Source organism: Promicromonospora sp. MEB111 (genome assembly GCF_030209445.1).
GTDB lineage: Bacteria > Actinomycetota > Actinomycetes > Actinomycetales > Cellulomonadaceae > Promicromonospora.
Genome location: NZ_JARVSD010000013.1, coordinates 200076 through 226868 on the forward strand (window position 1 = coordinate 200076; position 26793 = coordinate 226868).

General features: G+C 73.9%; 32 protein-coding genes and 1 pseudogene. 24 read left to right on the forward strand and 9 right to left on the reverse strand.

The window, feature by feature from the left end; all coding sequences use genetic code 11:
* Positions 1-72: 72 nt before the first annotated feature.
* Both QRN56_RS16900 and QRN56_RS16905 read left to right on the forward strand, forming a co-directional pair.
* Positions 73-720, forward strand: coding sequence for an FMN-dependent NADH-azoreductase (locus QRN56_RS16900; protein ID WP_285105169.1), 648 nt, complete (start codon positions 73-75; stop codon positions 718-720).
* Between the two features lie 82 nt (positions 721-802).
* Complete coding sequence (locus tag QRN56_RS16905; RefSeq protein ID WP_285105170.1) at positions 803-1255, forward strand: MarR family winged helix-turn-helix transcriptional regulator; 453 nt, start codon at positions 803-805, stop codon at positions 1253-1255.
* A 3-nt stretch (positions 1256-1258) separates the two neighbouring features.
* Here the strand turns inward: QRN56_RS16905 and QRN56_RS16910 are convergent, their stop codons facing one another.
* Together QRN56_RS16910 and QRN56_RS16915 are read right to left on the reverse strand one after the other, a co-directional pair.
* Positions 1259-2860, reverse strand: a complete 1602-nt coding sequence (locus QRN56_RS16910) for a molybdopterin-dependent oxidoreductase (protein WP_285105172.1) — start codon at positions 2858-2860, stop codon at positions 1259-1261.
* A gap of 104 nt (positions 2861-2964) precedes the next feature.
* Positions 2965-3768, reverse strand: coding sequence for an SDR family oxidoreductase (locus QRN56_RS16915; protein ID WP_285105173.1), 804 nt, complete (start codon positions 3766-3768; stop codon positions 2965-2967).
* A 294-nt stretch (positions 3769-4062) separates the two neighbouring features.
* Between QRN56_RS16915 and QRN56_RS16920 the strand changes: the two genes are divergently transcribed.
* The 12 genes and pseudogenes from QRN56_RS16920 to QRN56_RS16970 all read left to right on the forward strand — a co-directional run bounded on the left by QRN56_RS16920 (position 4063) and on the right by QRN56_RS16970 (position 13273).
* Positions 4063-5097: a putative F420-0 ABC transporter substrate-binding protein gene (locus QRN56_RS16920; RefSeq protein WP_285105175.1), complete on the forward strand. Its 1035-nt coding sequence runs from the start codon at positions 4063-4065 to the stop codon at positions 5095-5097.
* A 56-nt stretch (positions 5098-5153) separates the two neighbouring features.
* Positions 5154-6185 (forward strand): putative F420-0 ABC transporter permease subunit, encoded by a 1032-nt coding sequence (locus QRN56_RS16925; RefSeq protein WP_285105315.1) that lies wholly within the window; start codon positions 5154-5156, stop codon positions 6183-6185.
* 80 nt (positions 6186-6265) lie between these two features.
* The gene (locus tag QRN56_RS16930; RefSeq protein WP_285105317.1) at positions 6266-7051 is read left to right on the forward strand and encodes an ATP-binding cassette domain-containing protein; all 786 of its coding nucleotides are present in this window, start codon (positions 6266-6268) and stop codon (positions 7049-7051) included.
* Positions 7052-7109: 58 nt separating this feature from the next.
* Positions 7110-7505 (forward strand): PNPOx family protein, encoded by a 396-nt coding sequence (locus tag QRN56_RS16935; RefSeq protein ID WP_285105177.1) that lies wholly within the window; start codon positions 7110-7112, stop codon positions 7503-7505.
* A 91-nt stretch (positions 7506-7596) separates the two neighbouring features.
* Positions 7597-8079: a GNAT family N-acetyltransferase gene (locus QRN56_RS16940; RefSeq protein ID WP_285105179.1), complete on the forward strand. Its 483-nt coding sequence runs from the start codon at positions 7597-7599 to the stop codon at positions 8077-8079.
* A gap of 19 nt (positions 8080-8098) precedes the next feature.
* Entirely contained in the window at positions 8099-8587 is a 489-nt protein-coding gene (locus tag QRN56_RS16945; protein ID WP_285105181.1) for a GNAT family N-acetyltransferase, read from the forward strand.
* A gap of 96 nt (positions 8588-8683) precedes the next feature.
* A complete protein-coding gene (locus QRN56_RS16950) occupies positions 8684-9694 on the forward strand; it encodes a GNAT family N-acetyltransferase (protein ID WP_285105183.1) in 1011 nt (336 codons plus the stop codon).
* Positions 9694-10215, forward strand: a complete 522-nt coding sequence (locus QRN56_RS16955) for an alpha/beta fold hydrolase (RefSeq protein WP_285105185.1) — start codon at positions 9694-9696, stop codon at positions 10213-10215. Before QRN56_RS16950 ends, QRN56_RS16955 begins: the two co-directional genes overlap by 1 nt.
* A gap of 117 nt (positions 10216-10332) precedes the next feature.
* A pseudogene (locus tag QRN56_RS27700) lies at positions 10333-10947 on the forward strand (DUF8769 domain-containing protein); the annotation flags it as partial.
* A gap of 16 nt (positions 10948-10963) precedes the next feature.
* Complete coding sequence (locus tag QRN56_RS16960) at positions 10964-11938, forward strand: DUF8769 domain-containing protein (RefSeq protein WP_285105187.1); 975 nt, start codon at positions 10964-10966, stop codon at positions 11936-11938.
* A 109-nt stretch (positions 11939-12047) separates the two neighbouring features.
* Positions 12048-12689 carry a ClpP family protease gene (locus QRN56_RS16965; RefSeq protein WP_285105189.1) on the forward strand — a complete coding sequence of 214 codons (642 nt, stop codon included), beginning with the start codon at positions 12048-12050 and terminating at the stop codon, positions 12687-12689.
* Positions 12686-13273 (forward strand): ClpP family protease, encoded by a 588-nt coding sequence (locus QRN56_RS16970; RefSeq protein ID WP_285105191.1) that lies wholly within the window; start codon positions 12686-12688, stop codon positions 13271-13273. The genes QRN56_RS16965 and QRN56_RS16970 overlap by 4 nt, the downstream gene beginning before the upstream one ends.
* Before the next feature lie 66 nt (positions 13274-13339).
* Here QRN56_RS16970 and QRN56_RS16975 read toward each other — a convergent pair whose 3' ends face one another.
* A complete protein-coding gene (locus QRN56_RS16975; RefSeq protein ID WP_285105193.1) occupies positions 13340-13714 on the reverse strand; it encodes a helix-turn-helix domain-containing protein in 375 nt (124 codons plus the stop codon).
* Between the two features lie 99 nt (positions 13715-13813).
* Here QRN56_RS16975 and QRN56_RS16980 point away from each other — a divergent pair, with 99 nt between their 5' ends.
* Entirely contained in the window at positions 13814-14401 is a 588-nt protein-coding gene (locus tag QRN56_RS16980; RefSeq protein WP_285105195.1) for an HhH-GPD-type base excision DNA repair protein, read from the forward strand.
* Between the two features lie 45 nt (positions 14402-14446).
* Here the strand turns inward: QRN56_RS16980 and QRN56_RS16985 are convergent, their stop codons facing one another.
* On the reverse strand, positions 14447-15523 hold the full coding sequence (locus QRN56_RS16985; protein WP_285105197.1) for a pentapeptide repeat-containing protein: 1077 nt from the start codon (positions 15521-15523) through the stop codon (positions 14447-14449).
* 190 nt (positions 15524-15713) lie between these two features.
* On the opposite strand from QRN56_RS16985, the gene QRN56_RS16990 reads away from it, so the two are divergent.
* The 4 genes from QRN56_RS16990 (at position 15714) to QRN56_RS17005 (ending at position 18560) form a co-directional block, all read left to right on the forward strand.
* A complete protein-coding gene (locus QRN56_RS16990; RefSeq protein WP_285105198.1) occupies positions 15714-16361 on the forward strand; it encodes a TetR/AcrR family transcriptional regulator in 648 nt (215 codons plus the stop codon).
* A gap of 32 nt (positions 16362-16393) precedes the next feature.
* On the forward strand, positions 16394-17680 hold the full coding sequence (locus tag QRN56_RS16995; protein WP_285105200.1) for a glycosyltransferase: 1287 nt from the start codon (positions 16394-16396) through the stop codon (positions 17678-17680).
* A gap of 236 nt (positions 17681-17916) precedes the next feature.
* Positions 17917-18297 (forward strand): helix-turn-helix domain-containing protein, encoded by a 381-nt coding sequence (locus QRN56_RS17000; RefSeq protein ID WP_285105201.1) that lies wholly within the window; start codon positions 17917-17919, stop codon positions 18295-18297.
* 53 nt (positions 18298-18350) lie between these two features.
* Positions 18351-18560 carry a hypothetical protein gene (locus QRN56_RS17005; RefSeq protein WP_285105203.1) on the forward strand — a complete coding sequence of 70 codons (210 nt, stop codon included), beginning with the start codon at positions 18351-18353 and terminating at the stop codon, positions 18558-18560.
* A gap of 68 nt (positions 18561-18628) precedes the next feature.
* On the opposite strand, the gene QRN56_RS17010 is transcribed toward QRN56_RS17005, so the two are convergent.
* From QRN56_RS17010 to QRN56_RS17020, 3 genes are read right to left on the reverse strand one after another with little or no spacing between them, the layout of a single operon-like run.
* Positions 18629-19522 carry a putative RNA methyltransferase gene (locus QRN56_RS17010; protein ID WP_285105204.1) on the reverse strand — a complete coding sequence of 298 codons (894 nt, stop codon included), beginning with the start codon at positions 19520-19522 and terminating at the stop codon, positions 18629-18631.
* 40 nt (positions 19523-19562) lie between these two features.
* Positions 19563-20618, reverse strand: a complete 1056-nt coding sequence (locus QRN56_RS17015; RefSeq protein ID WP_285105206.1) for a diaminopropionate ammonia-lyase — start codon at positions 20616-20618, stop codon at positions 19563-19565.
* 41 nt (positions 20619-20659) lie between these two features.
* Positions 20660-21115, reverse strand: a complete 456-nt coding sequence (locus QRN56_RS17020; protein WP_285105208.1) for an anthrone oxygenase family protein — start codon at positions 21113-21115, stop codon at positions 20660-20662.
* Between the two features lie 181 nt (positions 21116-21296).
* Between QRN56_RS17020 and QRN56_RS17025 the strand changes: the two genes are divergently transcribed.
* The 3 genes from QRN56_RS17025 (at position 21297) to QRN56_RS17035 (ending at position 23764) form a co-directional block, all read left to right on the forward strand.
* Positions 21297-21920 (forward strand): DUF4126 domain-containing protein, encoded by a 624-nt coding sequence (locus QRN56_RS17025; protein ID WP_285105210.1) that lies wholly within the window; start codon positions 21297-21299, stop codon positions 21918-21920.
* Positions 21904-23007: a winged helix DNA-binding domain-containing protein gene (locus QRN56_RS17030; protein ID WP_285105212.1), complete on the forward strand. Its 1104-nt coding sequence runs from the start codon at positions 21904-21906 to the stop codon at positions 23005-23007. Before QRN56_RS17025 ends, QRN56_RS17030 begins: the two co-directional genes overlap by 17 nt.
* 73 nt (positions 23008-23080) lie before the next feature.
* On the forward strand, positions 23081-23764 hold the full coding sequence (locus tag QRN56_RS17035) for an SIMPL domain-containing protein (protein ID WP_285105213.1): 684 nt from the start codon (positions 23081-23083) through the stop codon (positions 23762-23764).
* Here the strand turns inward: QRN56_RS17035 and QRN56_RS17040 are convergent.
* Positions 23734-24834: a P1 family peptidase gene (locus QRN56_RS17040; RefSeq protein ID WP_285105215.1), complete on the reverse strand. Its 1101-nt coding sequence runs from the start codon at positions 24832-24834 to the stop codon at positions 23734-23736. The genes QRN56_RS17035 and QRN56_RS17040 overlap by 31 nt on opposite strands.
* A gap of 177 nt (positions 24835-25011) precedes the next feature.
* Here QRN56_RS17040 and QRN56_RS17045 point away from each other — a divergent pair, with 177 nt between their 5' ends.
* Complete coding sequence (locus tag QRN56_RS17045; protein ID WP_285105216.1) at positions 25012-25461, forward strand: TIGR03668 family PPOX class F420-dependent oxidoreductase; 450 nt, start codon at positions 25012-25014, stop codon at positions 25459-25461.
* Positions 25462-25579: 118 nt separating this feature from the next.
* Here the strand turns inward: QRN56_RS17045 and QRN56_RS17050 are convergent, their stop codons facing one another.
* Positions 25580-25957, reverse strand: coding sequence for a VOC family protein (locus QRN56_RS17050; protein WP_285105218.1), 378 nt, complete (start codon positions 25955-25957; stop codon positions 25580-25582).
* A 92-nt stretch (positions 25958-26049) separates the two neighbouring features.
* Here QRN56_RS17050 and QRN56_RS17055 point away from each other — a divergent pair, with 92 nt between their 5' ends.
* Positions 26050-26772 carry a TetR/AcrR family transcriptional regulator gene (locus tag QRN56_RS17055; RefSeq protein ID WP_285105219.1) on the forward strand — a complete coding sequence of 241 codons (723 nt, stop codon included), beginning with the start codon at positions 26050-26052 and terminating at the stop codon, positions 26770-26772.
* Positions 26773-26793 lie beyond the last annotated feature (21 nt).

A 26793-nucleotide genomic window follows, 5' to 3' on the forward strand; every position in this document is an offset into this window, starting at 1 on the left:
TATGTGGTTCACGAATGATTGATCCTGGAGGCCGCATCGGCCGGACACGACACCTCCAGGAGGAACCCGACCATGGCAACACTGCTGCACATCGACGCGAGCATCCAGGGCGACAACTCGGTCAGCAGGCAGCTCACCGCACGGGCCGCGAGCGCCTGGCACGCCGCGCACCCGGGCGGCACGGTGACCTACCGCGACCTCGGCGCCCACCCGGTGCCGCACTTCGACGCCGCCGCCAACGTCAGCCGCGGCCTGCCGGCCGACCAGCACACCCCCGAGCAGGCCGAGTCGTGGGCCCGCATCTCGGAGCTCGTGGGCGAGGTCGCCGCCGCCGACACCGTGCTGCTCGGCCTGCCGATCTACAACTACGGGGCGCCGAGCACGGTGAAGTCCTGGGTGGACCACCTGATGGCGCCCGGGCTGTCCATCGACCCCGAGACCGGGAAGGGCCTGCTCGGCGGGCGCGACTTCGTCGTGGTGGTCTCCCGCGGCGGCGGGTACGGCGAGGGCGCCCCGCGGCAGGGCTGGGACCACGCGACGGCGTGGCTGCCGCACGGTGTGGCGATGGTGGGGCTGGAGCCGCGCTTCATCACCACCGAGCTGACGCTCGCGGGGACCAACCCCGCGATGGCCGGGCTGGTGCCGCTGGCCGAGGAGAGCCGCCGGCAGGCCGAGGCCGCCATCGACGACCTGTGGGCGCCCGCGGTCGCCACCGCCTGAGCGCCCGCTCACGGCGTAATTCCCCACGTCGCGACCCCGTGCTCCCGTAGAGTTGCGGGGTCGCGACGACGAAGGAGATGCCGTGGAGGAGCCGCCGGTACTGGCGCAGTCGGTACGCCGATCGGGCGCGCTCATCGACTACCTGGCCCGCCACCTGCGCCGGCGCAGCGAGTCCGCGCTCGCGCCCCTCGGCCTGCGCACCCGCCACCTCGTGGCCCTGACGGTGCTCCGCGACCGGGCCGAGATCACGCAGCAGGACCTGGCCGCCGCGCTCGTGCTGGACAGCACGAACATCGTGGGGCTGCTCAACGAGCTGGAGGGCAAGCACCTGGTCGAGCGGCGGCGTTCGCCGCAGGACCGGCGCCGGCACGTGGTCTCCCTGACCGACGACGGCGTGACGCTGCTCTGCCAGGCGGAGGCCGCGCTCGCGGCCGTCGAGGACGAGGTCTTCGAGACCCTCCGGCCGGAGCAGCGCGACCAGCTCCACGGGCTGCTCGTGGCGGCGACGTCGTCGGCGTCGGCGCCGTTCTGCTGACGGTCAGCCCACCGAAACCGTCACCGTGTGCCAGCCCGTCGCGCCGTCGGGGGCGGGCGGCGCCTCGGCCTCCGTCTGGACCAGGCCGTCGGCGTCCGTGGCGCGCACCGCCAGCGTGTGGTTGCCCGCGGCCAGGTCGATCGACGCGTGCCACTGGCGCCACGTGTCGGGACCCACCGTCTCGGCGAGCTCGGCGGTGACCCAGTCGCCGTCGTCGGCCCGGACCTCCACCTTGCCGATGCCCGTGTGCTGCGCCCAGGCGACGCCGGCCACGGTCACCGCGCCGGCGGGCGCGGAACCGCGCGGCACGTCGATGCGCGACTCGATCTTGATCGGTCCCAGCGCGGACCAGCCGCGCGGTGTCCAGTAGCCCTGGTCGGCGTCGAAGGTGGTGACCTCCAGCGACGTGACCCACTTGGTGGCCGACACGTACCCGTACAGGCCGGGCACCACGAGCCGCGCGGGGAAGCCGTGCTCCACGGGCAGCGGCTCGCCGTTCATGCCGATCGCGAGCAGGCTGTCGCGGTCGGGGTCCTGCAGCACCTCCAGCGGCGTGCCGGCGGTGAAGCCGTCGGTGCTCCGGGAGAGCACCATGTCGGCGCCCGCCCGCGGCTTGGCGCGCTCCAGCAGCGCGCGGATCGGGTAGCCGAGCCAGAGCGCGTTGCCGATGAGGTCGCCGCCCACGGTGTTGCTCACGCAGGCCAGCGTCACGTGGTGCTCCTCCAGCGGGAGCGCGAGGAGCTCGTCCCAGGTGATCGTGAACGGCTCCTCCACCAGGCCGTGGACCTCCAGCGACCAGTCCTCGGGGTTGACCTGCGGCACGATCAGCGCCGTGTCGATGCGGTAGAAGTCCGGGTTCGGCGTGACGTACGGGGTGAGGCCGTCGAGCTTCAGGTCAGCCCCTGCGGGCACCGGGGGCGCCGTCGTGCGGGCCGTGGGCAGGCGCAGCTTGTCGCGGACGGCGCTCACCGCCGTCGAACCCGCCGAGAGCACGCGCGAACCCACCAGCGCCAGCGCGGCCACGCCCACGGTGATGCCGGAGACGGTCAGGAAGCCGCGGCGGTCCACCCCGCCGTCCGGCGCAGCGCTGCCCGAGCCCCCGCTGCCCGACGCCGCGCGCCGGGACGGCACCGGTCGCAGCCGCGCCACGGCCGCGCGCAGCAGGAGGACCGCGGCACCCAACCCGACGATGCTGGGCAGCGCCCACAGCGGCGTCGCGTCCGGGCGCAGCACCGCGACCATGGCCCCGACCACGCCGACGGCGCCCATCAGCAGCGCGCCGAACGGCGGCCGGCGCAGCTCCAGCCAGCCCGCGAGCGCCGCGCCCACGGCGAGGACCACGCCCATCGTCCCGAGCAGGACCGCCTTGTCGTTGGTGCCGAACCACTGCACGGCGAAGTCCTTGAGCCATCCGGGCACCGCGTCGACCACGGCGGCGCCGCCCGCGAAGAGCGTGCTCGCGCCGGGTGCGACGACGGCGGCGACGAGCTCCGCGACGGCGAGTCCCGCACCCCCGGCGAGCACGCCCGCCAGCGCGGCCCAGCCCGTGTCTCCCGGGCTGCGGTCGGCCTGCGCGGCCGCCGGGCTCTCGGTTGCCTGAGTCATGAGCTCAGCCTGGCACGGGTTCCTGCGGGAACCGAGCCCTGACGCGGATCATGACGATCCCGTAAGGACTTGCCCGCGCCGGCCAGGGGACGCGGCGGCGGCGCTCAGATCCCGGTGTTGCGCACGATCTTCGAGTTGTGCGCCTGCGCCCGGGGCCGCACCGTGACCAGGTCGATGTTGACGTGGTCGGGGCGGGACAGGGTCCAGGCGATCGTGTCGGCGATGTCGTCGGCCACCAGCGGCGTGTAGCCCTCGTAGACGGCGGCGGCCTTCGCGGCGTCGCCGCCGAACCGGACCAGCGAGAACTCCTCGGTCGCCACGGCGCCGGGGGCCACCTCGATGACGCGCACCGGCTCGCCCGCGATCTCCCAGCGCAGCGTCTGGGACAGCATGTGCTCGGCGTGCTTGGCGCCCGTGTACCCGGCGCCGCCCTCGTAGGCGCCCTGGGCGGCGGTCGAGGTCACGTTCACGACGTCGGCCACGCCCTTCGCGGCGCCCGCCTCGCGCAGGAGGGGCAGCACCGCCTTGGTCACGCGCAGCGTGCCCAGCACGTTGATCTCGTACATCTGCCGCCAGCCGTCGATGTCGGCGGCCTCCACGCGGTCCAGCCCGAGCGCACCGCCCGCGTTGTTCACGACGGCGTCGAGCCCGCCGGTCGCGGCGAGGTGCTCCGCGAGCGCGGCGACGGCGACGTCGTCGGTCAGGTCGACGGCGTAGACCTCGCAGCCGGTCTCCGCCGCGAGCGCCTCGAGGCGGTCCGCGCGCCGGGCCGCGGCCACGACGTCCCACCCGTCGGCACGCAGCCGGCGGGCGGTCGCGGCACCGATGCCCGACGACGCACCGGTCACCAGGGCGCGTCGGGTCGGCTTGGTCTCGGAACCGGTCTGCGGGGCGGTGCTGTCGCTCATGGCCGCACCCTAACGTCGGCGGCCGCTCGCCGTCGGCCGGGTCCGTGTCCGTCCGCGGCACGGACGCCGTCGGGCCAGGTGGGGCGCCCGACGGCGGTTCGACGCCGAGAGCGAAAGCGCCCGGAACGCGCAGATCGGCCGGTGTAATGTGGCGGCCGGGTCGCGGGCCACGCTTTGGCCCGCCGATGCGGCTCTCGTCGTGAGCCGCTTCCCCGCCCGGACGCGAGATGGCGCGTCGCTGCTCACCCATGGCTTCCTGGCCGTGGGCTGTTCGTCGACCCTTGGAGCCATCGCGTGAACCCCCGCCCTGCCCGTGCGTCTCGTGCGTCCCGCCCGTCCGCACGGACCGTCGCCCTGCCCGCCCTCGCCGCCGCGGCGGCCCTCGCCCTCGCCGCCTGCTCGACCACCGCGTCCGGCGCGGCGGACGCCGAGGGCGCGTCCCCGGCGTCGGCCGGGTTTCCGGTCACCCTCGACAACTGCGGGTTCGAGACCGAGGTCACCGCGCCGCCCGAGCGGGTGGTGACCATCAAGTCGTCGACCACGGAGATGCTGCTGGCGCTCGGCCTCGGCGACCGGATCGTCGGCTCGGCGTTCCTCGACGGGCCGGTGCCGGACTCGCTGGAGACCGTCCCCGCCGTGGACGAGCCGTTCGCCGACGAGGCCCCCGGCTCCGAGGCCACCCTGGAGCTGGAGCCCGACCTGGTCTACGCCGGCTGGGAGTCCAACCTGACGGCGGAGACCGCGGGCGACCGCGAGACCCTCGCCAGGCTCGGCGTCGCCACGTACGTCTCCCCCGCCGCCTGCAAGGAGGACGGGTACATGCCGGACCCGCTCACGTTCGACACGGTGTTCGCGGAGATCGAGGAGGTCGGCTCCCTGTTCGACGCCGGCGACGCCGCGGCCGCGCTCGTCGAGGAGCAGCGGGCGGCGCTGGACGCGATCGAGCCCGACGGCCGCGGCCTGACGGCGCTGTGGTGGTCCTCGGGCGACGACACCCCGTACGTCGGCGCGGGCATCGGCGCACCCCAGATGATCATGGAGGCCGCCGGACTGACCAACGTCGCGGCCGACGTCCACGACACGTGGACGTCGCTCGGCTGGGAGAACGTGGTCGAGGCCGATCCCGACGTGATCGTGCTGGTCGACGCCGCGTGGAACCCGGCGGACGCCAAGATCGAGGCGCTGGAGTCGAACCCCGCCACCCGCGAGATGTCGGCGGTCAAGGAGGAGCGGTACGTCGTGCTGCCCTTCCCGGCGACCGAGGCCGGCGTGCGGAACGTCGACGCCGTCGCCTCGGTGGTGGACCAGCTGGCGGACCTCGACCGGTGAGCGGCTCCGTGCCGGGCGTGGCCGGCCGATCGAGCGCGCCGAGCGCCCGGCCGGGCGTGCCGGGCGTCTCCTCGCGGTCCGCAGGCTGGCTGGCGCTGCCCGTCGCGGCGCTCGTCCTCGTGCTGAGCGTCGGCGTGGCGGTGACGATCGGGCCGGCGGACCTGGCCCTGTCCGAGGTGGGCCGGTCGCTCGCCACGCATCTCGGGCTCGGCGGGCCGCTCGGGCTGGAGCCGCTCTCCGCGCTGCGCGACGGCATGGTGTGGCAGCTGCGGATGCCCCGCATCCTCACCGCGGCGGCCGTCGGCGCGGGCCTGGCGGTCTGCGGCGCGGTGATGCAGTCGCTCACGCGCAACCCCCTTGCCGACCCGTACCTGCTGGGGCTCTCCTCGGGCGCGTCCCTGGGCGCCGTCCTGGTGCTGCTCGCGGGCGTCCCGCTGCTGCTCCCGGTCGCGGCGTTCGCCGGGGCGGTCGGCGCGCTCGCCCTGGCGCTCACGCTGGCCGGTGCGCTCGGCACGATCACACCGACACGCACGGTCCTGGCGGGGCTGGCGATCAGCCAGCTCTGCGCGGCGGCCGTGTCGTTCGTGATCTTCTGGTCGGCCAAGGGCGACGCGTTCCGCGAGGTGCTGTCGTGGCTGATGGGCTCGGTCGCGTCCGCGACCTGGACGTCGGTGGCGATCGCCGGCGGCGCCGTCCTGGTGCTCGGCACGCTGCTCGCGCTGACCGGGTCCGTGCTGGACGCGTTCACGTTCGGCGACACCGCGGCCGCCGCCCTGGGCGTGCCCGTGAACCGGGCCCGGTGGATCCTGCTGATCGGCGTGGCGCTGCTGACCGGGGCCCTCGTGTCGCAGAGCGGGTCCATCGGGTTCGTCGGGCTCATCCTGCCGCACGCGGTGCGGCTGTTCACGGGCGCGCGGCACCGCCTGCTGCTGCCCCTGTCCGCGCTGGCCGGGGCGTCGTTCCTGGTCTGGGCCGACACGCTGGCCCGCACGGTGTTCGAGCCGCGCGAGCTGCCGGTCGGCATCGTCACCGCGGCGATCGGCGCCCCGGTCTTCGCGTTCCTCCTGTGGAAGGGAAACCAGCGGTGAGTGCCGGACAGCTGTGGGTCTCCAGCGCCCCCGACCACCACATACCCGGCACTCGACGGTCGGGGCTTGCGGCCGAGGGGGTGTTCTGGGAGATCTCGTCACGGGCGATCCTGGACGACGTCGGGGTGGTCGCCCCGGCGGGCGCCGTCACCGGGCTGCTCGGCCCGAACGGGTCCGGCAAGTCGACCCTGCTGCGGGTGCTGGCCGGGGTGCAGCGGGCGGGGCGGGCGCCGTCGTCCGCGACCCGGGACGAGGCCGGACCGGCCACCACGTTCGACGGCGCCGACCTGGCCGCGCTGCCCCGGCGCGAGCGCGCCCGCGTGCTCGCCCTCGTGGAGCAGGACGCGACGACCGACCTGCCGCTGACCGTGCTGGACGCCGTGCTGCTGGGCCGCATCCCCCACCGCTCGCTGCTGGCGGGCGACTCCGACGCGGACCGTGCGGCCGCGCGGTCGGCCCTCGACGCCGCGGGCGCCAAGGAGCTCGCGGACCGCGAGGTCGGCACGCTGTCGGGCGGCGAGCGCCAGCGGGTGCACATGGCCCGCGCCCTGGCGCAGCAGCCCCGCCTGCTGCTGCTCGACGAGCCGACCAACCATCTGGACATCTCCGCGCAGCTGCACGCCATGCGGGTGCTGCGCGACCTCGCGGCGGACGGCGTGACCGTCGTCGCCGCGCTGCACGACCTGAACCTCGCCGCCGCGACCTGCGACCACCTGGTGGTGCTCGACCACGGCCGCGTGGTCGCGGCGGGCCCCGTCGGCGAGGTGCTGGTCCCGGAGGTGCTGGAGCCGGTCTACGGCGTCCGCGTGGACGTGCTGCGCCACCCCCGGACGGGCCGGCCGGTGCTCTCCTTCGAGCGCGACTGACGCATCGGGCGGCGTCCTGGGGCTGACGGATGCGCGGACCTGTTCCATGATGGGAGCCATGGCCGCACCAGAGTTCGTCGTCCAGGCAGGCAAGGTTCTCAACCCGTGGGTGCTCCGCGTCGCCGGACGCATCCCGCCGTGGGTGGTGCTGCACCACGTGGGCCGCCGGTCCGGGGTGGAGTACCGCACTCCCCTGGTCGCGTTCGCGGCCCGGCCCGAGGAGGAGGTCCTGGCGGTGCTGCCGCTGCCGTGGGGCTCGGGCACGGACTGGGCCCGCAACACGATGAGCGCGGGCAACGTGCGGCTGACGCGCGGCGGGGCCGACTTCGTGGTCAAGGACGTGCGGCTCGTGCCCGCGTACGAGGCGGTCGGCTGGCTCGGGGCGGTGCCGTCGCGGCTCCTGTCGGCGGTCGGCATCGAGGAGTGCCTGGTGGGGACCCTGCACAAGGGCTGACGCCCAGGTCAGGCCCGGTTTCCGGTCGGGGAACGGCCGGGTGGTGGCCGCGTGTCGTCGGGCACCCCGGCGCGGGAGTATGTTTCGCGTCGTGATCTTGCGCACAGCCACGCTGTCCGACGCCGCCGCGGTCGCCCAGGTGCACCACACCACCTGGGTCACGACCTACGGGGCGATCCTCCCGCCCGAGTTCTGGGCCACGGCCACGCTCGAGCGCCGCATCACGACGTGGGAGCGGTGGCTGTCGAACGGCGCGGCACCCGTGGTCGCCGATGCCGACGGCGAGGTGGTCGGCATCGCGATGGCCGGCGACGCCGTCGAGCAGGAGGACGTGCTGCCCGTGCGCGCCCGGCAGCTCTACCTGCTCTACGTCCTGGCGGCGTACCACGGGACCGGCGTCGGGCAGGCGCTGCTGGACGCCGTGGTGCCGCCCGGGACCCCGGCCCAGCTCTGGGTCGCGGAGGACAACCCGCGGGCGCGCCGCTTCTACGAGCGCAACGGCTTTGCCATGGAGGGTGCCCGGGTGGTCGACACGAGCACCGCTGACCTGGCCGAGGTCCGGATGGTCAGGTAGTCGGGTTACCGTTCCCCCCATGTCAGACTTCCACGTCCGCGCCTCGACCCCCGACGACGCCGTCGGCATCGCCGCCGTGCACTGGACCACCCGGCGCGCCATGTTCGAGGACCTCCTGCCGCCCGAGCACTGGAAGACCGAGACCCTCGGCACCCGCACCGAGGGCTGGATGCGGATCCTCGCCGCCGGCAACAAGGCCCTCGTCGCCGAGGTGGGCGACAAGATCGTCGGCTTCGCGATGAAGAACCCGTCCGGCCCGCACCTCGGGCAGCCGCCGGCCAAGCCGATCGAGCTGCACGAGCTGTACGTGGACCCGGCCTTCCACGGCACCAACGTGGGCCACGCGCTGCTGGAGAACATCCTCCCGCCCGGCACGTCGGCCCAGGTCTGGACGTTCGCCTCCAACCCGCGGGCGCGCAAGTTCCTGCAACGGGCCGGCTTCCTGCCCGACGGCGTCACCGCGACGGACCCGGACACGGACCTGCTGGAGGTCCGGCTGGTCCGCTGACCCGCGGCGGCTGGTGTGGTCGGCAGCTCGTGGGGTGGTCGGCCCGGGCGGCGGAATGTGCTCGATCCGGGGCGGGCCGCGTGTCAGGATTCCTGGATGACCAGCGCCTACAGCGTCGAGCTGTTCGATGATCCGGCGACCGTCCTGGACGTCGCGGGCGACCTGCTGGCCGCCCAGCCCGTGGTCTGGAGCGTCGTCGCGTCGGTGACGCGTCAGGCCGCCCGGTCGTTCACCCCCGGCGGGCCGCGCCCGGAGCACCCGATGTGGTGGGCGGTCGTGCGGGAGCACGACGCCGTCGTCGGCGTGTCGATGCGCACCATGCCGCACCCGCCGCACACCGTCTGGGTGCCCGACCTGCCCGAGGATGCCGCGCGGCTGCTCGCCCGCGCCGCCCTGGACCGGACCGCCCGCGCCGGCGACGCCCCGCTGACCTCGGCGAACGGCCCCGTGACCGCCGTCCGCGCGTTCACCGACGAGGTGCGGCGGACGACGGGCGGCACCGTGCGCGCGGACCGGCCGGAGCGGCTGTGGGAGGCGACGCGGATCGTCCGGCCCACCCCGCCGCCGTCGGGCCGCGCCCGGCTCGCCACGCTCGCCGACCTGGACGTGGTCACCGCGTGGTTCGACGTGTTCCACACGGAGGCCGACGCCCAGGCGGGTCGAGCGCCCGACGAGGACGCGGAGCCGCTGCGGATCGGCGGCGCCCGGGAGCGGATCGAGGAGGGCGCCGTCTGGCTCTGGGACGTCGGCGGCGAGGTGGTCCAGCTGACCGGCGCCCGGCCGCCGTCGTACGGCGTGGTGCGGATCGGCCCGGTCTACACCCCGCGCGAGCACCGGGGGCGCGGTTATGCCCGGGCGCTCGTGGCCGACGTCGCGCAGCGCGTGCTCGACGACGGCCACCGGGTCTGCCTCTACACCGACAAGGGCAACCCGGTGTCCAACCGCGTATACGCGGTCATCGGCTTCGAGCCGGTGCTCGACCAGGTCAACCTCGTCGTGGACCCGGTCGTGCGGCCGGGCCGAGCGGTACCGTCCACGCCGGAGACCACGCCGGACACCACGCGGGAACGGACGCCGCCGTCCGTTCCCGCGACAAAGGAGAGCTGATGGGACGCAGGGCGATCATCTTCCACGGGACCAACGCCGACCCGGCGTGGATCTGGTACCCGTGGCTCGCGGACCGGCTCCGGCAGCGCGGGTACGACGTCGAGACGCCGCACCACCCCGGCACCAACGTCGAGCCGGTCGCGACGTTCCTGCCCACGGTGCTGGCCGCGCACACGTTCGACGAGGACACCGTGCTCGTGGGGCACTCCGGCGGGGCCGCCCTGCTCCTGGCGCTGCTGGAGCACCTCGACGTGACCGTGGCGCAGGCGGTGCTGGTGGGCGGCTACTCGACCAACCCGAACCCCGGCCCGGAGCCGGTGCTGCAGGAGTCCTACGACTGGGACGCGATCCGCGCGCACGCCCGGGACCTGGTGTTCCTCAACTCCGTGACCGACGAGTTCGGCTGCGACGCCGAGCAGGGCCGCGCGATGTTCGACAAGCTCGGCGGCACGCTCGTGGTGCGCGACGACGGCCACTTCACGGAGGACACGCTGGAGATCGTGGACCGGCTGATCCCCTGACCGGGACGTGTGAGAGCGTGGGCGCCGCCCGACCGCCCGCCTGACCCGAGCGCCGACCCGAGCACTGGCCCGAACACTCACCGACCGCTCACCGACGAGGACGAGGTACCTGCGACGATGCGACCTGCCCGGCTCACTCCCGAGGCCCGTGACCTGACCGCGCGCTCCCTGGACTGGATGGACGGGCAGTGGGACCCGGAGGCCGGGCTGCTCCGCGCGCCCGAGGAGCCGGGCGGCGGGGGCGGCGCGCCCGTGGGGCACATGGTGCGCGAGACCGGCTGGTACGCCCTGGGCCTGCTCGTGCGGAACCTGCCCGCCCGGGACGACGCGGAGGCCGATGCCGACCGCGCCCGGCACGCCCTGGGCCGCGTGCTGGACCACCAGCTCGACGCCCCGGGGATGCCGTTCCACGGCACGTGGCTGCGCAGCCCGCACGAGGCGCGCCCGACGGCGCAGTCCGTCGCGTGGCGCGACTACGACCCGAACTGGCGCGAGTTCATCGGCACGACCCTGGTGATCGTGGCCAACGAGTTCCCCGAGGCCCTGGCGGGTGACCTGGGCCCGCGGGTGGAGGCCGCGCTGCGGCGGGCCGTCGAGGGGTCGCTCGCGCGCGGCGTCGGCGCGCACTACACCAACATCGCGCTGCTGGCTGCGTTCCTGCTGCAGGACGCCGCCGTCCGGCTGGGCGAACCCGCCTGGGAGGCCCCGGCCCAGCGGCTCGCCGAGCAGGTGCTGGCCCGGTTCCCGGGTGGACGGGACGTTCGACGAGTACAACTCGCCCACGTACTACGGCATCGACCTGTATGCGCTGGCGCTGTGGCGCCGGTACGCGCACCAGCCCCTGCTGCGGGCCGCGGGCGCCGAGATGGAGGTGGGCCTGTGGCAGGACACCGCGCGGCACTATCACGCGGGGCTGCGCAACCTTGCGGGCCCGTACGACCGCAGCTACGGCATGGACCTGCGGCACTACGCCTCCGGTGTCGGGCTGTGGATCTGGCTGGCGGTCGGCCGCGACCTGGCCCCCTTCCCGGAGACGGACCGGCCGTTCCGGCACGCGTGGGACCTCGCGCTCGGGCCCGTGGTCGCGGTCCTGGGTGCCGAGGTGCCCGACGACGCCCTGGCGCACCTGACCGGGTTCCGCGGCGAGCGGCAGGTGGACCAGGTGATCGCGCGCGACCCGCTCCGGGTCGCCACGTCGTGGGTCGGCGAGCGCCTGCTGGTGGGGGCCGAGGACGTCGCGGGCGAGCGCGGCGACCTGGCCGACCAGTTCCACCCGGCGACGGTGCACTGGCTGGTCGACGGCGGGAGCGGGGACGGCGCGGACGTGCGGGTGGACGATGGCGCCGACGTCGGCTGGATCCGGCTGGTCAGCGACCTGGCCGTCGACGCCCGGGCCGAGGGGCCTTCGCTGACACTGACCTGCGCGCGGCACGACGGCGGGGACCTCGCGTTCGCGTTCCACGTCAGGATGCCGGACGTCGACCCGGCCGCCGGACGCACGGGGCCCGAGGACGCCGCCGGCGACGTCCCCTTCGCCGATCTGACGACCGAGCGCTGGGCGCTGCCCGGTCTGGAGGTCTCGCTGGACACGGCCGCCGAGCTGGTTACCGTCGAGCCCGACGCCACCGACGGCACCTGGCGGCTGCGCTACGTGGCCCGCGAGGTCCCCGCCGGCAGCCCGGTCCGGTTCGGGATCGACCTGCGCGTCGCCGGGCCTCGCTGACCGGACGGGGCCGCCTGGGCCGGGGCGCCGACAGCCTCGCTGCTCAGAGCAGTGCTGCTGACGGCAGATCCACCTCCCCGGGCCCCTCCCCGGGAGGCACGGTGAGGTCATGACCGAATCACCGCAGCCCCCGCAGTTCGGCGAGCGCTCCCGGCGCGACCTGTTCGAGCGGCGTGTCCTGGTCCTGGACGGACCGCTCGACGACGACAACGGCACGCTCCTGATGACGCAGCTCATCACGCTGGCGACGGAGGATCCGTCGTCGGACATCGACCTCTGGATCCACTCGCCGGGCGGATCGGTGCCGGCGATGCTCGCCATCCGCGACATCATGCGCACCATCCCCAACGACGTCTCCACGCTCGTGCTGGGCATCGCCTACAGCGCGGGCCAGTTCCTGCTCTCGGCGGGTGCGCCCGGCAAGCGGCGCGCGCTGCCCAACGCCCGGGTGCTGATGCACCAGGGGTCCGCGGGGATCGCGGGTACCGCCGTCGACATCGAGCTGCAGGCCGACGACCTGCGGCACACCCGCGACACCGTGCTGCGGCTGATCTCGGAGGACACCAGGCAACCGGTCGAGCGGATCTTCGACGACTCGCTGCACGACCACTGGTACACGGCGCAGGAGGCCCGTGAGTTCGGGTTCATCGACACGATCGTGGGCGGCTTCGACGGCATCCGACCGCGGGAGCGCGCACGGACGGGATTCGCCGCGACCGCAGGGACAAGCGCCGAGGGGGACGCCCGATGAGCACCTACACCATCCCGAACGTCATCGCGGCGCACCCGCGGGGCGAGCGGATCATGGACGTCTACTCGCAGCTCCTCAGCGAGCGGATCATCTACCTCGGCACGGCGATCGACGCCGGCGTGGCCAACGCGCTGATCGCCCAGCTCATCCACCTGGAGTCGAGCAGCCCGGACAGCGACATCCAGCTCTACATCAACTGCGAGGGCGGCGACCCGAGCGCTGGCATGGCCATCTACGACACCATGCGCTACATCCGCCCTCAGGTGTCGACGACCGTCGTGGGGCAGGCCGTCGCCGTCGGCGCCGTGCTGCTCGCGGCCGGGGCCGAGGGCAAGCGGGCCGCGCTGCCGCACGCCCGCGTCATCCTGCACCAGCCCGCGGCGCAGGGCCGCGGGGCGATCCCGGACCTGATCCTCCAGGCCGACGAGGTGGTCCGGATCCGTGCCGACATGGAGGAGGCGCTCTCCCGGCACACCGGGCGGGGCGTCGACACGCTGCGCGCCGACACCGACCGGGACCGCATCTTCACGGCCGGCGCCGCGCTGGAGTACGGGCTGCTGGACCACGTGATCGAGCAGCGCTGACCTCGCCGCGGTCCGGGCCTGGTCGCGGTGGCGATCGGGCCCGGCCGCCGACCCGGCTGGCGGAGCCTACGCCGCCAGCGCGAAGGCCGCCCGGCAGGTCGGTCCCCGCAGGGTGGCCCGCACGGTGACCAGGCGGTCGGCGACGGCGCTGACCAGGTCGACCAGCGTGACGTCCAGCGCGCCCGTGATCGCCGCGATCATCTCGCTCGACGGCTCCTTGACCCCGCGCTCGATCTCCGAGAGGTACTGCGGCGAGATCCCGGCCCGGCGCGCGGTCTGGTCGAGGGTCTCGCCGCGCACGTGCCGCAGGTGCCGCAGCCGTTCGCCGAGCATGTGCCGCCACAGCGGCTCGCGTCCCGTCCGGGTCAACGGCGGCGGGGTGCCGGCGTCCTGGGGCGTCTCGTCGCGCGCCGGGGGCGGAGGCGGTGGGGTGTCGGCCATGCGTCCGAGGGTAGGGCCGACGGCGTGACCGGGTCGGGCGTTCTGCTGAGAGCAGCGGCCGACCGGGACGTCCCATGCGCCATCGGGCACTATGGAGGCATGGCTACCGAGCTCTGGATCACCGGCGACCCCGACACCGACCGGCTGCTGAGCGACGACCCGTTCGCGCTGCTGGTCGGGATGCTGCTGGATCAGCAGTTCCCGATGGAGCACGCGTTCGCCGGCCCCGGCAAGATCCGCGACCGCATGGGCTCGTTCGACGTCCGCGCCATCGCCGAGGCGGACCCGGACGAGTTCGTGACGATGGCGACCACTCCCCCGGCCATCCACCGCTACGGGCGGTCGATGGCGGGCCGCGTGCTGGAGCTCGCCCACACCGTCGTCGACGAGTACGACGGCGACGCCGCCCGCATCTGGACCGCGCCCGGCGCCGACGGCGGCGCCCCGACCGGCCGCGAGGTGCTCAAGCGGCTCAACGCCCTGCCGGGCTACGGCGAGCGCAAGGCCAAGATCTTCCTCGCCCTGCTCGGCAAGCAGCGCGGCGTCCGGCCGGAGGGCTGGCGCGAGGCCGCGGGCGAGTTCGGCGAGGACGGCTCGCGCCGCTCGATCGCCGATGTGACCAGCGCGGAGACGCTGCAGGAGGTCCGCGCGTTCAAGAAGGCGCAGAAGGCGGCGGCCAAGGCCTGACCCCACGCACCGCGGCCCGGGCCACGCCCGGACCGCGGTGCACCGTCACAGGCTCTCGGCCGCGGCGATGTCCTCGCGCGTCCAGTCGGGCAGCAGGTCGTCGTAGAACTCGGCGACCTCCTGAGCCGGGGTGTCCTCCGGCGTCTTCCCCGAGAACCCGGACTCGCACCCGGGGGCCGGCATCTTCCAGACACCTCCTGCCACGAGCTGCGCGCCCACCTGCGGGAACCGGTCGAAGTCGCACCGCTGCCCGTAGTCCCCGCACTGGACGCGGCCGCCGTCGCCCAGCTCGGCGTAGGACGCCACCTGCTGCACGTCTCCGCCCCGGCGCGCCTGGGCGAAACCCGACGCGCAGTCGATCGACGTCCAGCCGTCGGTGGACTCCTCGCCGGCGGCACCGGTCCGCAGGCCCGTCATCGACACCCCGGCCAGGGCGAACGTCGCCCGCGCCTCCTGGCCGGGCTCGACCTGGACGCCGTCGAGGCTGGTGTCCTCGAACGACGAGCTGCCCGACGGCGACCGGAACACCGACCCGAACAGCACCGCCCCGTCGAAGTCCGAACCGTCGAGGTTTCCGCCGATCTCGGCCGACGGCGCGAAGAGGTTGAGGGCCGAGACGTCCGCCAGCGACCCGTCGACCAGCAGGGCGCCCGTGAGGTTCGCGCCGTCCAGCCGCGCGCCGGTGAGGTCCGCCCCCGTGAAATCGGCGCAGGTCTCCACCCGGTCCCTCGTCCAGCCACCGGCGGCGTCGTAGTGGACCGGGCACCCGAGATCCATCCCGGAGAGGTCGGCACCCCGCAGGTTCATCCCGCGGAACGGCTTGACCCCCTCGGGTGCGTCCCGGATCGTCTCGCGGATGAACGTCACGTTGGCCAGCACCTGGTCCCGTTCGGCCCGCTCGGCCTCGACCGCCTGCGTCCGGCTCTCCCGCTCGTCGTCGATCCACGCCTGGTAGCCGGCCAGCAGCACGCCCACCACGAGGCTGGAGACGACGCCGATCGCCACGTCGATCAGCCACCGGCGGTCAGGTCGTTCCCGGGTCTGCGGGGTGTCCGACGGCGGTTCGGCCGGACCGGGCGAGGGCTCTGGCCGCGGCGGAGCCTCCTCGAGAAGTGCGTTCATTGCGCGTGCAGTCTCCAGTCAATTCGAACAAAGCGGACACAGCATGCCGAAGGGGCTGGGCCTGCGCAAGGTAAGTCGGACGCGTCGGGGTGCGGCGCGATCCACCGTCAGGACGGCGCTTGACTCCTGCACGTCCGGCGTAAACACTGTGACAGATATCGTCACAGTGTCGCAGCCTCAGGGAGAAGCAATGGTCGACAGCACCAGGCGCCAGGACGCGCTCCTCGACGCCGCCGTCGGGCTGCTCCTCAGCCGGGGCTACGACAAGCTGACCATGGTCGACGTCGCCGAGGCGGCCGACCTCAGCCGGACCATCGTGTACCGGCACTTCGCCTCGAAGCGGGAGCTGGTGGACGCGGTGGCGGAACGCGCCCTGTCCGACTACGCCGTCCGCTGGCGCCGGGGTCTGCACGACGAGCCGAGGCCGGGAACGCCCGCGAGCATCTACCGGGCAGGGTTCCGCGTGGTGGCCCGCGACCCGTTGCTCACCGCGATCGCCACCCGTGACCGCGACGTCTTCGGCCGGTACCTGCGCGACCCCCAGGCGACCATGCCCGGCCCGGCGGGTCCGGGGTTCCTCGGCGACTTCCTCGCCCTGCAGCAGCGGGCCGGCGTGATCCGCGACGGCGTGGACCTCGCGTCCGTCGCCATCGTCCTGGAGGCCCTCACAGCCGCGATCATGACCGCGATCCAGGAGCACCAGGACCGGCCGGAGAGCCCGTCACCCGAGGCGTTGATCGACACGGTCACCGAGATGATCGACCGGATGCTGACGCCGGACGAGCCGGACACCGCGGCCGCCATGGCACTTCTCGACGGCCTGCTGAACCAGCGCTAGCTCGTCATATCCACCTTCGACGAAGGGCGAACATGCAGATCACGATCCTCACCGCCGGCTCGCGCGGCGACGTCGAGCCGTTGCTCGGCCTGGCGGTGGCGCTCCGCGACCAGGGCCACCACCCGACCGTCGTCGGCTCGCCGGACTTCGCGGAGCTCGCCGCGTCCTACGGCACCGACTTCGAGCCGTTCGGCCCGGTCCTGCCCACGTACGCGGACAACCCGGAGCTCGTCGAGCTGGTCGAGTCGGGCAACATGGTGCGCTTCATGGCCTACGGCGCCAAGACGCGCAAGCAGATGCTGCCGCAGATCATCGACGACATCTGGCGCGCCACGAAGCACAGCGAGGCCATGCTCTACAAGGGACCGACCACGCTGTACGGGTACAGCGTGGCGGAGAAGCTCGGCATCCCGTGCGCCGACCTGCAGTTCTTCCCGGTCACCCCCACCCGTGAGTTCCCGACGTTCTTTCTCGGCGACGGCCGCAGCCACGGCGCCCTCCTGGACCGGGCGGGCTGGTGGGGCACCGACCAGATGATCTGGCGCACGATGCAGCAGCCCGGGGTGAACCGGCAGCGGCGCGAGGTGCTCGGCCTGCCGCCGCTGCGCACCAACGCGCGCGTGCTCCAGGACCGGCAGGGTATGCCGCTCTACTACGCGTACAGCCCGCTCGTCCTGCCCCGCCCGGCCGACTGGCACCCCCGGATCCACGTCACCGGGTACCTGCCCACCAGTGCCCCGGCCGGCTGGGAGCCGCCCCCGGACCTCGCCCGGTTCCTCGACGCGGGCGACCCGCCGGTGTCGTTCGGCCTCGGCAGCGTGCCGACGGCGCAGCCCGGCCGGCTGGTCGACGCGTTCCTGGAGGCCCTCGACCGCACCGGGCGCCGAGGCATCCTCATCGGCGGCTGGGCGGACCTCGGCCGGGACCGCGAGCTCCCGGACCATGTGCTGCGTATCGAGTCCGCCCCGTACGACTGGCTGTTCCCGCGCCTCGCGGCGGCGATCCACCACGGGGGCGCCGGCACGACGGCGGCGGGCCTGCGCGCCGGGATCCCCACGATCCTGACGCCGGTGGCGGTGGACCAGTTCAGCTGGGGCCGGCGCGTGGCCGAGCTCGGCGTCGGCCCGGAGCCCATCCCGGTCAAGGTGCTCGACGCCGACCGCCTCACCGCCGCCCTGACCCAGGCGACGTCCGACGAGGGGATGCGCGAGCGGGCCGCCCGCCTGGGCGAACGGCTGCGCCAGGAGGACGGCATCGGGCGGACGGCGGAGCTGTTCACGAACTACCTGCGCACCGCCAAGGCCCCGGCGGCCCACTGAACCCACCTACCGGATCCGCTGCGGCGCTCACCGAGGTGTCGGCGTCCTCGAACCCGGGCTGGTACGCAGGGTCGTCGTCCTCGAACGTCGCGGCGGGGCGCAGCTGGTACTTCGCGCTGAGGCAGACCCAGCCCCGCTCGGCCAGGCGACGAGGCACCCCGCTTCGGTCGGTACCGGACGGCGTGGCGCGATACAGTTGGGGCAGATGCGTCAGTTGGAGCAGATAGGAGCAGGTGATGAGCGACCTTCTCGCGCGTGACACCGCAGCGCTGCACCACGCCCTGGAACAGGGCGGGGACAACGTCCGCGTGCTCATGTCCCGGTCGACGGCCGAGCTCCTGGCCCAGCTCATGGACGCGCGCGCTCAGGGCCGCCTCGTCATCGCCCAGACCAAGAGCGAGGTGACGCCTGCTCAGGCCGCCACCATGCTCGGAATGTCCCGCTCGCACATCCGCCGGCTGATGGACCAGGGCGCACTCGAGTTCCGCATGGTCGGCGCCCACCACCGCATCTCGATCGCTTCGATCGACGCGTTCCGAGCCGCGGAGCGCACGCGCCGGGGCCCGGCCCTGGCCGAGCTGGCCGACCTCCAGAACGAACTGGGCCTGACCGAGTGAGTCACGGTGAGTTCGCGACGCGTCCGATCCGGATCGTCCTCGCCGATGCGAACGTGCTTTACTCGCGAGTCCTTCGCGACTACCTGCTGTACGCGGCGGACCTGGAACTGCTCTCCGTCACCAACGGGATGCGCGCTGTCCACGGCACCGCGGTCGCTCGCCTGCCCGGCGCAACCGACGCGTCGACCCTCGCCGCGCTACGACGAGCCGGAGCACCTGCCACCGCCGAGCTCATGTCGCGGCTCCTCGAACCCGGCGCCTGACCGAGCCTGTCTCTCTCCAAGGGGTCGCAACCACCAGATCCCAGTGGCGATATCGGGCGCTACCGGAGTCAGCGGCGGCGGTAGGCCGTGGCCAGGACCGAGACCATGACCTCCGACGGCAGGGTGTCCTCGTCGTTCAGGTCCGCCTCCGTCACGTGGCGCGCGCTCGGCGTCATGAGCACCAGGTCGACCGCCTCCTGCCGGGTCAGGGGCGTCGTGTACTCGACGTGCTCCGTGCGCGCGGCCTCGAAGTACGGGTCCAGCGCCTGGTGCAGGCGCTCCTCCTTGGCCGGGTCGACGGACACCATCCCGGCGACCTGACGGCGCAGCTCGGCCAGGTGCCCGCCGAACGGCCGCACGACGACCAGCACCCCGCCCGGCCGCAGCACGCGGTGGAACTCGGCCGGGTTGCGCGGGGCGAACACGTCCAGCACCACGTCCACCTGCTCCGACCCGATCGGGAACGGCCGGAAGACGTCCCAGGTCGCGGCCGCCGCGCGGTCGTGCGCCCTGGCCGCCGTCCGCAGGGCGTGCGCGGAGGTGTCCAGGCCCAGGCCGACGGAGCCGGGCAGCGCGTCCAGCACGCCCGCGAGGTAGTAGCCGGTGCCGCACCCGACGTCGACGACGGTGGCGGGCCGCCCCGTTCCGGCCGCGGCGTCGGCCCCGCTACCGGGGCGGGCGCCGAGGTCCGCCTCGCCCGCCAGGTCCGCGACGGCGTCGCGGACGGCCGCGTAGCGGCCCGCGGCGAGGAAGTCGCGGCGGGCACGCGCCATCGGTCCGTCGTCGCCGCTGGTCGCCCGCGTGCCGGTCAGCAGGCTGACGTAGCCGTGCCGGGCGACGTCGAAGCTGTGCCGGTGCGGGCAGCGCAGCGCACCGGGCGCGGGCGCGAGCTCCGCGCCGCACGACGGGCAGCGCAGCAGCGGGAGGATCGGGTCGAGGGCGACGGGGACGGCAACGGGCACGAGCGGGCTCCTGGCAGTGATGAGGGTGGGCGGTGCCGCGTCAGACGCGGTCCTCCGGGACCGGGTTCGCCGCCCGGCCCTCGGTCGACAGGAGCAGCACGACGGCGTCCGGCCGCAACCCGATCGCCTCCCGCCACCCCGGCTGACCCAGCACGAGGCGTGCGGCGGCAAGCGTCGCGGCGCCGCACGGTCCCGCGTCGACGCCGAAGCGCGCCAGGTCGTCGACGGCGGCGGCCGCCTGGTCGTCGGAGACGGTCACGGCGCCGTCGAGCCCGTCCCGCAGGACGGGCCACGCGAGCGCGGACACGGTGGGGCAGCAGAGTCCGGTCATGATCGTGTCCCCCACCGGCACGGTGACGGGCCGGCCGGCGCGCAGGGACGCGACCAGCCCCGCGGCACGGTCGGGCTCGACGGCGAGCAGCGTCCCGCCGTCGGCCCCCGGGGCGCGGTAGTGGCTCACCACGGCCTGCGCGAACGAGCCGACGCCGACCGGCACGACCACCAGGTCCGGCCGCGCGACGCCGAGGGCCGCGAGCTGCTCGTCCGCCTCGAGGCACAGCGTGGCGTAGCCGTCGACGATCCACTGCGGAATGTCCGTGTACCCGGGCCAGGAGGTGTCCTGCACCAGGACCGCCGTCGGGTCGGCGGCGGCGTCGGCCGCGGCGCGGGCCACGACGTCGTCGTAGTCGCCCTCGGACTCGACCGTCCGCGCGCCCTCGGCCGCGATCGCCTTCTTGGCGGCCCGCGTGATGCCCGGCGGGTAGTAGATCGTCGCGGCGGCGCCGATCAGGGCGGCCACGTGGGCGACGGCGCGGCCGTGGTTCCCGTCGGTGGCGGCGTACAGGCGGACGCCGGTGCCGCGGACGGCGTCGCGCACCGCGTCCAGCGAGGTGGTCGCCAGGCCGAACCGCTCCCCCAGCGCGCGGGCGATCGCGTACGACGCGCCGAGCACCTTGAAGGCCGGCAGGCCGAGCCGGCTCGACTCCTCCTTGACCACCACCCGGCCGACCCCGAGCTCCGCGGCGAGCCGCGGCACGTCGCGCAACGGCGTGGGCGCGTATCCGGGCAGGGTGCGATGGAAGTCGATGGCGGGCACGCTGACGATTGTCCCCGACACCCGGCCGGGAGACCGACCCGTCAGAGCAGCCCGACCGCCGCGAGCGCCGTCGCCGCGACCCCCGCGAGCGTGCGCACGTGGTTCCACGCGGTCCAGGGCCGCCAGTAGGCGCGCCAGCCTGCGGCCTTGTCGTGGGCGGCCAGCAGCCGGTTGTTGAGCGGCACGTTCAGGGCCATCGTCACGCCGAAGGTGCCGACCAGGTAGACCGCGGCGGCCGCGAGGATCCAGACGCCGCCGTCGTGCCCGTCGACGAGGCCCCAGATGCCGGTGGCCGCCGGGACGAGGAGCGCGCCGAAGAAGACGCTCATGAACGCGGGCAGCGGCGCGGTCTCGTTGATGCCGTTCATCGCCGCCCCGGCGGCCTCGTCGGAGGCGCGGGCGAGGCCGCTCATGACGAACGACGAGAACCCGAAGAACACGCCGGCCGACAGGCCGAGCAGGACCACCGATGCGACGGCGAAGATCGTCCAGATCATCCGGGCCTCCAGGTCAGCGCAGCGGTGCGGCGGTCTGCGACAACTCTTCCACGAAGGGGCCCGCGCGTTCCAGGCCTTCGCCGAGAGAAGAAACGGCGCCGATGACACTCGGGTAACAGATCGGGCACACCGGACACGTTTCGCCCACGGAGTGTCGGTGTGCCGTGGAACACTTCGAGTCATGCTCGAAATTGCCACCGGTAGCGGGCTCGCCTTGTCGGCGGGTCTCAACGCATGGATCCCGCTCATCTTCCTCGGCGCGCTCTCGCGCTTCACGGACCTCGTGGAGCTGCCGAGCACGTGGGCGTGGCTGGAGAACGGCTGGGTGATGGCGATCCTGGTCGTGCTGCTGGTGCTCGAGTTCGCCGCGGACAAGATCCCGGTGCTCGACTCGATCAACGACGTGGTGCAGACAGTCATCCGGCCCACCGCGGGCGGCATCGCCTTCGGCGCCGGCTCGATGTCGGAGACGGCGACGGTCACGGACCCTGGTGCGTTCGTGCAGTCGGGCCAGTGGATCCCGATCGTCGCGGGTGTGGTGCTCGCCCTCGGCACGCACGCGGCGAAGGCCGGCGGGCGCGTGGTCGCCAACACGGTCTCGGGCGGCACGGCGGCGCCCGTGGTCAGCGCGGCGGAGGATGCGACGAGCATCGGTGTCTCGTTCCTGGCCGTCCTGGCCCCGCTCGCGATCATCCCGGTGCTGATCCTGTTCGTGGTCGGGGTGATCATGCTGATCCGGAGCCTGGCCAAGCACCGACGCGCCCGAGCGGCGGGACATGGCGGCGGGGATGCCTACTACGTCTGACGTCCAGGAGATCCAGCGGGCCCGGCTCACCTCGGTCGGCCTGGGCACGCCGGACCCCACGCTGTCCGCCGACGACGGCGCGGTGGCCCGCGTCGTCGCCCGGCTCGGCGCCGTCCAGTCGCAGGAGCTGCACTCCTCCGCGTGGGGCGTGGCGCAGCGGCTGGCCGCGCCGGCCACGCTGGAACAGGTGCAGGCCGCCCTCGCCGACGGGTCGATCCTTCGCACCCACATCCTGCGGCCCACCTGGCACTACGTGGTCCCCGAGCACCTGGCGCCGCTCATGGCGGCCACAGCACCACGGGTCCGCAGGGTGATGGCCTCCACGGAGCGGTCCTACGAGTTCGACCACTCGCTGCTCCCCCGCCGGCACGCCGTCCTCGCCGATGCGCTGGCGGACGGCCCGCTCACGCGCAAGGAGCTCGGCGTCGCGCTCGCCGAGGACGAGGGCGCCCCGCTCGACGCCTGGCACCTGGGCCAGGTCATGATGCACGCGGAGCTGGACCTGATCGTGGCGAGCGGCCCGATGCGGGGCAAGCAGGCCACCTACCGGCTGCTGCCGGAGCAGAGGAGCTGGGACGAGGACGAGGCCCGCGTCCACCTGGCGCGCGCGTACGTGCGGGGCCACGGCCCGTGCCGCGCGGAGGACGTCGCCTGGTGGGGCACCCTGACCAGGACCGCGGCCCGCGCCGCGGTGGCCGACGCCGGGCTGACCCGCCACGAGGTGGCCGGCCTGACCCTCTGGACCGACGGCGACCTGCCCGACCCGGCCCCGGTGGGCACCGCCCGGCTGCTCTCGGTGTACGACGAGTTCTTCTGCCACGACTTCAAGAGCTGGCCACCCCTGACCAGCGACGGCATGCCGAGCCGCTGGCTGTACACCGGGCTGGTGGCCGTGGACGGGCTGATCGCGGGCGGGTGGTCACGGGTCCTCAAGGCCCAGACCGTGGAGATCACCGTCGAGCTCACGGACGAGCCCTCCGCAGAGGTGTGGGCGGCCATCGAGGCCGAGGCCGCGCGCTACGGGGCGTTCTGCGGCCTCGAACCGACGCTGGTCCGCGGCACGGTGGGCAAGGGCACGATCGGCTGACGTCTCGCCGGGCAGCACGCCGCCCGGCGCGGCGGGGTGGCGTGGTCCGCGGCATCGTGGGCAGACTCCGCACATGACTCGCATCGCCGTCGAAGGCCAGGCCAAGCGCACCCATCCCGCCGAGCGCGGGACCGTCAACCTGCACGTCGCGTTCTCGGGCACGCTCCGGAACGACGTCGTGGAGCGGGTGGCCCGCACCCACACGATCCTCGTGGACCAGGCCAAGGCGCACGTCGCGGCAGGCGCGGCCGAGAAGTGGGACTCCGCCTCGGTGCACTCGTACGTCTACGACGACCGGGTCAAGAACTCGGAGACGGGCGGCAAGCAGCGGATCCGGCGGTTCCGGGCCTCGGCGCGCCTGTCGGTCACGTTCCGCGACTTCGAGGTCCTGTCCACCTGGCTCGCCGACATCATGGACGTCGAGGGCGTCGAGATCGACTGGCTGAACTGGACCCTGACCGACGAGACCCGCAAGGCGCTGCAGGCCGAGGCCCGTGTCGAGGCCGCCGGGGAGACCGTGGTACGGGCCCAGTCGTACGCCGACGCCCTGGGCCTCGGCCCGGTCGCCCCCGTCGCGATCTACGAGGCGGGCCTGCGGGGCGGCAACGACGGTGGTGGCACCCCGATGTACGCGATGCGGGCCGGGGCGATGGCCGCCGCCGGCGGCGGCGCACAGGTCGAGCTGCAGCCGCGGGACATCGACGTCGAGATCACGCTGTCCGCCGACTACGAGACGGGCCCCGTCGTCGAGGGCTGAGGCAGTACGCCGGCGGCGCGCAGCCGGTCGAGCACCAGGGCGTGGGGCACCGCGGTCGCCGTACCGCGGTGCCCCACGGTCGTGGTCGCCATGAACAGCGAGTTGAGCAGAGCCTCCTCGACCGCGTCCATCGTCGCGGCGAAGACCGGGTCCAGGTCGGCGTCGTCCACGCTGCCCGACGCCGGGGCTCCCGGCGTGCTGAACGCCAGGGCGTAGTCGCCGCTGCCGCCCGCGAAGTCGGAGCCCACGCGTGCCATCGCGAACACGGCCCGCCGCGCGACGCGGCCGAGCTGCCGCGCGTCGAGCGGCGCGTCGGTGGCGACCACGATCATGCAGGAGTTGCCCTCGGGCTGGAGCGCGGCGACGTCGGGGGCGCCGGGGGCGGGCGGAGCTGCCGCGGCCGGCGCTCCGCCGTCGTCCGCCCTGATCGGGACGCCCCGCACCGTGAGCGTGCCCGAGAAGTTGGACTGCACCAGCACGCCCACCGTCCAGCCGCCGACCACCCGCGACGACGTGCCGATCCCGCCCTTGAACCCGAGCGCCATGGTGCCCGTGCCGGCGCCGACGCAGCCCTCGCCGGGCAGGCCGGACGTCGCGCCGTCGAGGGCGGCGAGCACGTGCGCCTCGGTGATCGGCCGGGCCCGGATGTCGCTGAGCCGGCCGTCGTTGGTCTCGCCCACCACCGGGTTGAGCGTGCGCGTCTCCTCGTGGCCCGGTCCGGCGAGCACGTGCGTGACCAGGGCGTCCGCGGCGCGGAACGCGCTGAGGGTGGCGGTCAGCAGGATTGGCGTCTCGACGGCGCCCAGCTCGGCGACCTGGGTGGCACCGATCAGCTTGCCGAACCCGTTGCCCACGAACAGCCCGCACGGCAGGCTGCTCCGGCCCTGCTCCAGGGCGTCCGGGACGATCGCCGTGACCCCGGTGTGGAGACGCGGCGGGTCCACGATGGTGGTGTGCCCCACCCGCACGCCGGGCACGTCGGTGATCGCGTTGAGCGGCCCGGTGCTCACCGGCCCGACCACGATCCCGAGGTCGCGCACCCGCCGGGGCTGCCGGCTGTGGTTCGTCATGCCCACAGCGTCTCTCGCCAGTGCTTGCACGGCACATCGGCGACCTCCCTCTCATGCGTGAGGGAAGGCTGTCAGCCCTGGTGAGCGCTCGCTGGCCGTGCCGGCATGCGTTGCCCATACGCAACATCCCGGCAGGCACGGCCGGAGCCGGCTCCCGCGGCGGGGCAGAATGACGACGTGCGCCTGGATGCCGACGCCTGCCGTTCCCGGTTCGCCGCGGCCCGGCACGCCTACCTCGCCACGGCCGACGCCCACGGCGTGCCGCAGCTCGTGCCGATCACGTTCGCCCTGGTCAGCGCAGCGCACGGTCCGGCGGCAGAAGCGCCGGCCCACGAGATCGTCGTCGCCGTCGACCACAAACCGAAGACCACACGCGACCTGAAGCGCCTGCGCAACATCACGGAGAACCCGAAGGTCGCCGTGCTCGCGGACCGGTACGACGACGACTGGACCCACCTCTGGTGGGTGCGGGCCGACGGCGAGGCCGTGGTGGAGCACGACGGCGAACCCCGCGCGGCGGCGCTGGACGCGCTCGCCGCGCGGTACCCGCAGTACCGCGAGCGCCGGCCGGACGGGCCGGTGATCCGGGTGCGAGTGACCCGCTGGTCGGGCTGGGCGCACGGCTGAACCGGCGCCCGGACCCGACCGACCCGCTTCGAGGCCCGGCTTTTCTTCGCTTTGACGCTGCTCAAAGCGAAGAAAAGTCGGGCCTCGAAGGGATGGGCAGTTCCCGGTCAGGCCGGACTCAGACCCACTGGACGAGCTGCCACACGATCCCGTTGGGGTCGGCGAACTGGCAGTACCGCTCGCCCCAGGGCTCGGTCTCGGGCGGCGTGACGACTTCCGCCCCGGCGGCGGAGATGCGGGCGAACTCGGTGTCGAGGTCGTCCACGACGAACGCGATCAGCAGACCCTGGCCCGCGGGGCCGGCGATCCGCTCGGGCTTGAACGTGCCGAGGCCGACACGCAGGAACACGATGTTGACGCCGGCCGAGTCGTGCTGCAGGGACACGAAGCCGTCGTCCGACATGGCCTCGGTGAAGCCGAGGTGCCGCTTCGCGAACTCGGCTGACGCGGCGACGTCGGGCACGTTGAGGGACAGGGCTGTACCGGTGATCTTCAAGCTGACTCCTCGCATCTCATAACCTTGTACGGCGTACAACGTAAGATGGTTGCAGAATGTTCCCGGCCCGTCACCCCGATCCTGGAGACCCGATGCCCCGCGAGCTGATCGACCTGCTCTGGCGCGATCACCCGGCCGCGCCGCAGGGCGGCGCGCGGGGGCCGCGGGCCGCCGTCACGACGGGCGCGGTGGTCGACGCCGCGGCCACGGTGGCGGACGCCGAGGGCCTCGCCGCTGTCACCGTCCGACGGCTCGGCGACGTGCTGGGCGTCTCGGCCATGTCGGTCTACACGCACGTCAACAGCCGCGACGACCTGCTGGTGCTGATGGCCGACGCCGCGTTCGCGCGCATGCCGCGGCCCGGGTACGGGACGGCGGGCTGGCGCACCCGGGTGCGGCGGGTCGCCGAGGCGAACCTCGCGCTCCTGAACGAGCACCCGTGGCTGCTGGAGATCGACGACGACCGCACGGCGTTCGGACCGGGCACCATCGCCAAGTACGACCACGAGCTGCACGCGCTGGACCCGCTGCCGCTGGACGACGTCGGCCGGGACGCCGCGCTCACGTTCGTGCTCGACTTCGTCCGCGCGGCCGCCCGTGCCCAGCGGCCCGACCCCCGGGCCGACGAGATGCCGGCGCTCTGGGGGCGGTGGTCCGGACGGCTCGCGGAGTACCTCGGCGACGCCCACCAGCTCGCCCAGCGGGTCGGGAGCGCGGCGGGCGAGGCGATGAACGCCCCGTCCAGCCCGTCCCACGCCTGGAGCTACGGCCTGGAGCGGATCCTGGACTCACTCACCGCGCCCGGCGATCGTTGAGCGCTTCGCGGCCGGATCAGC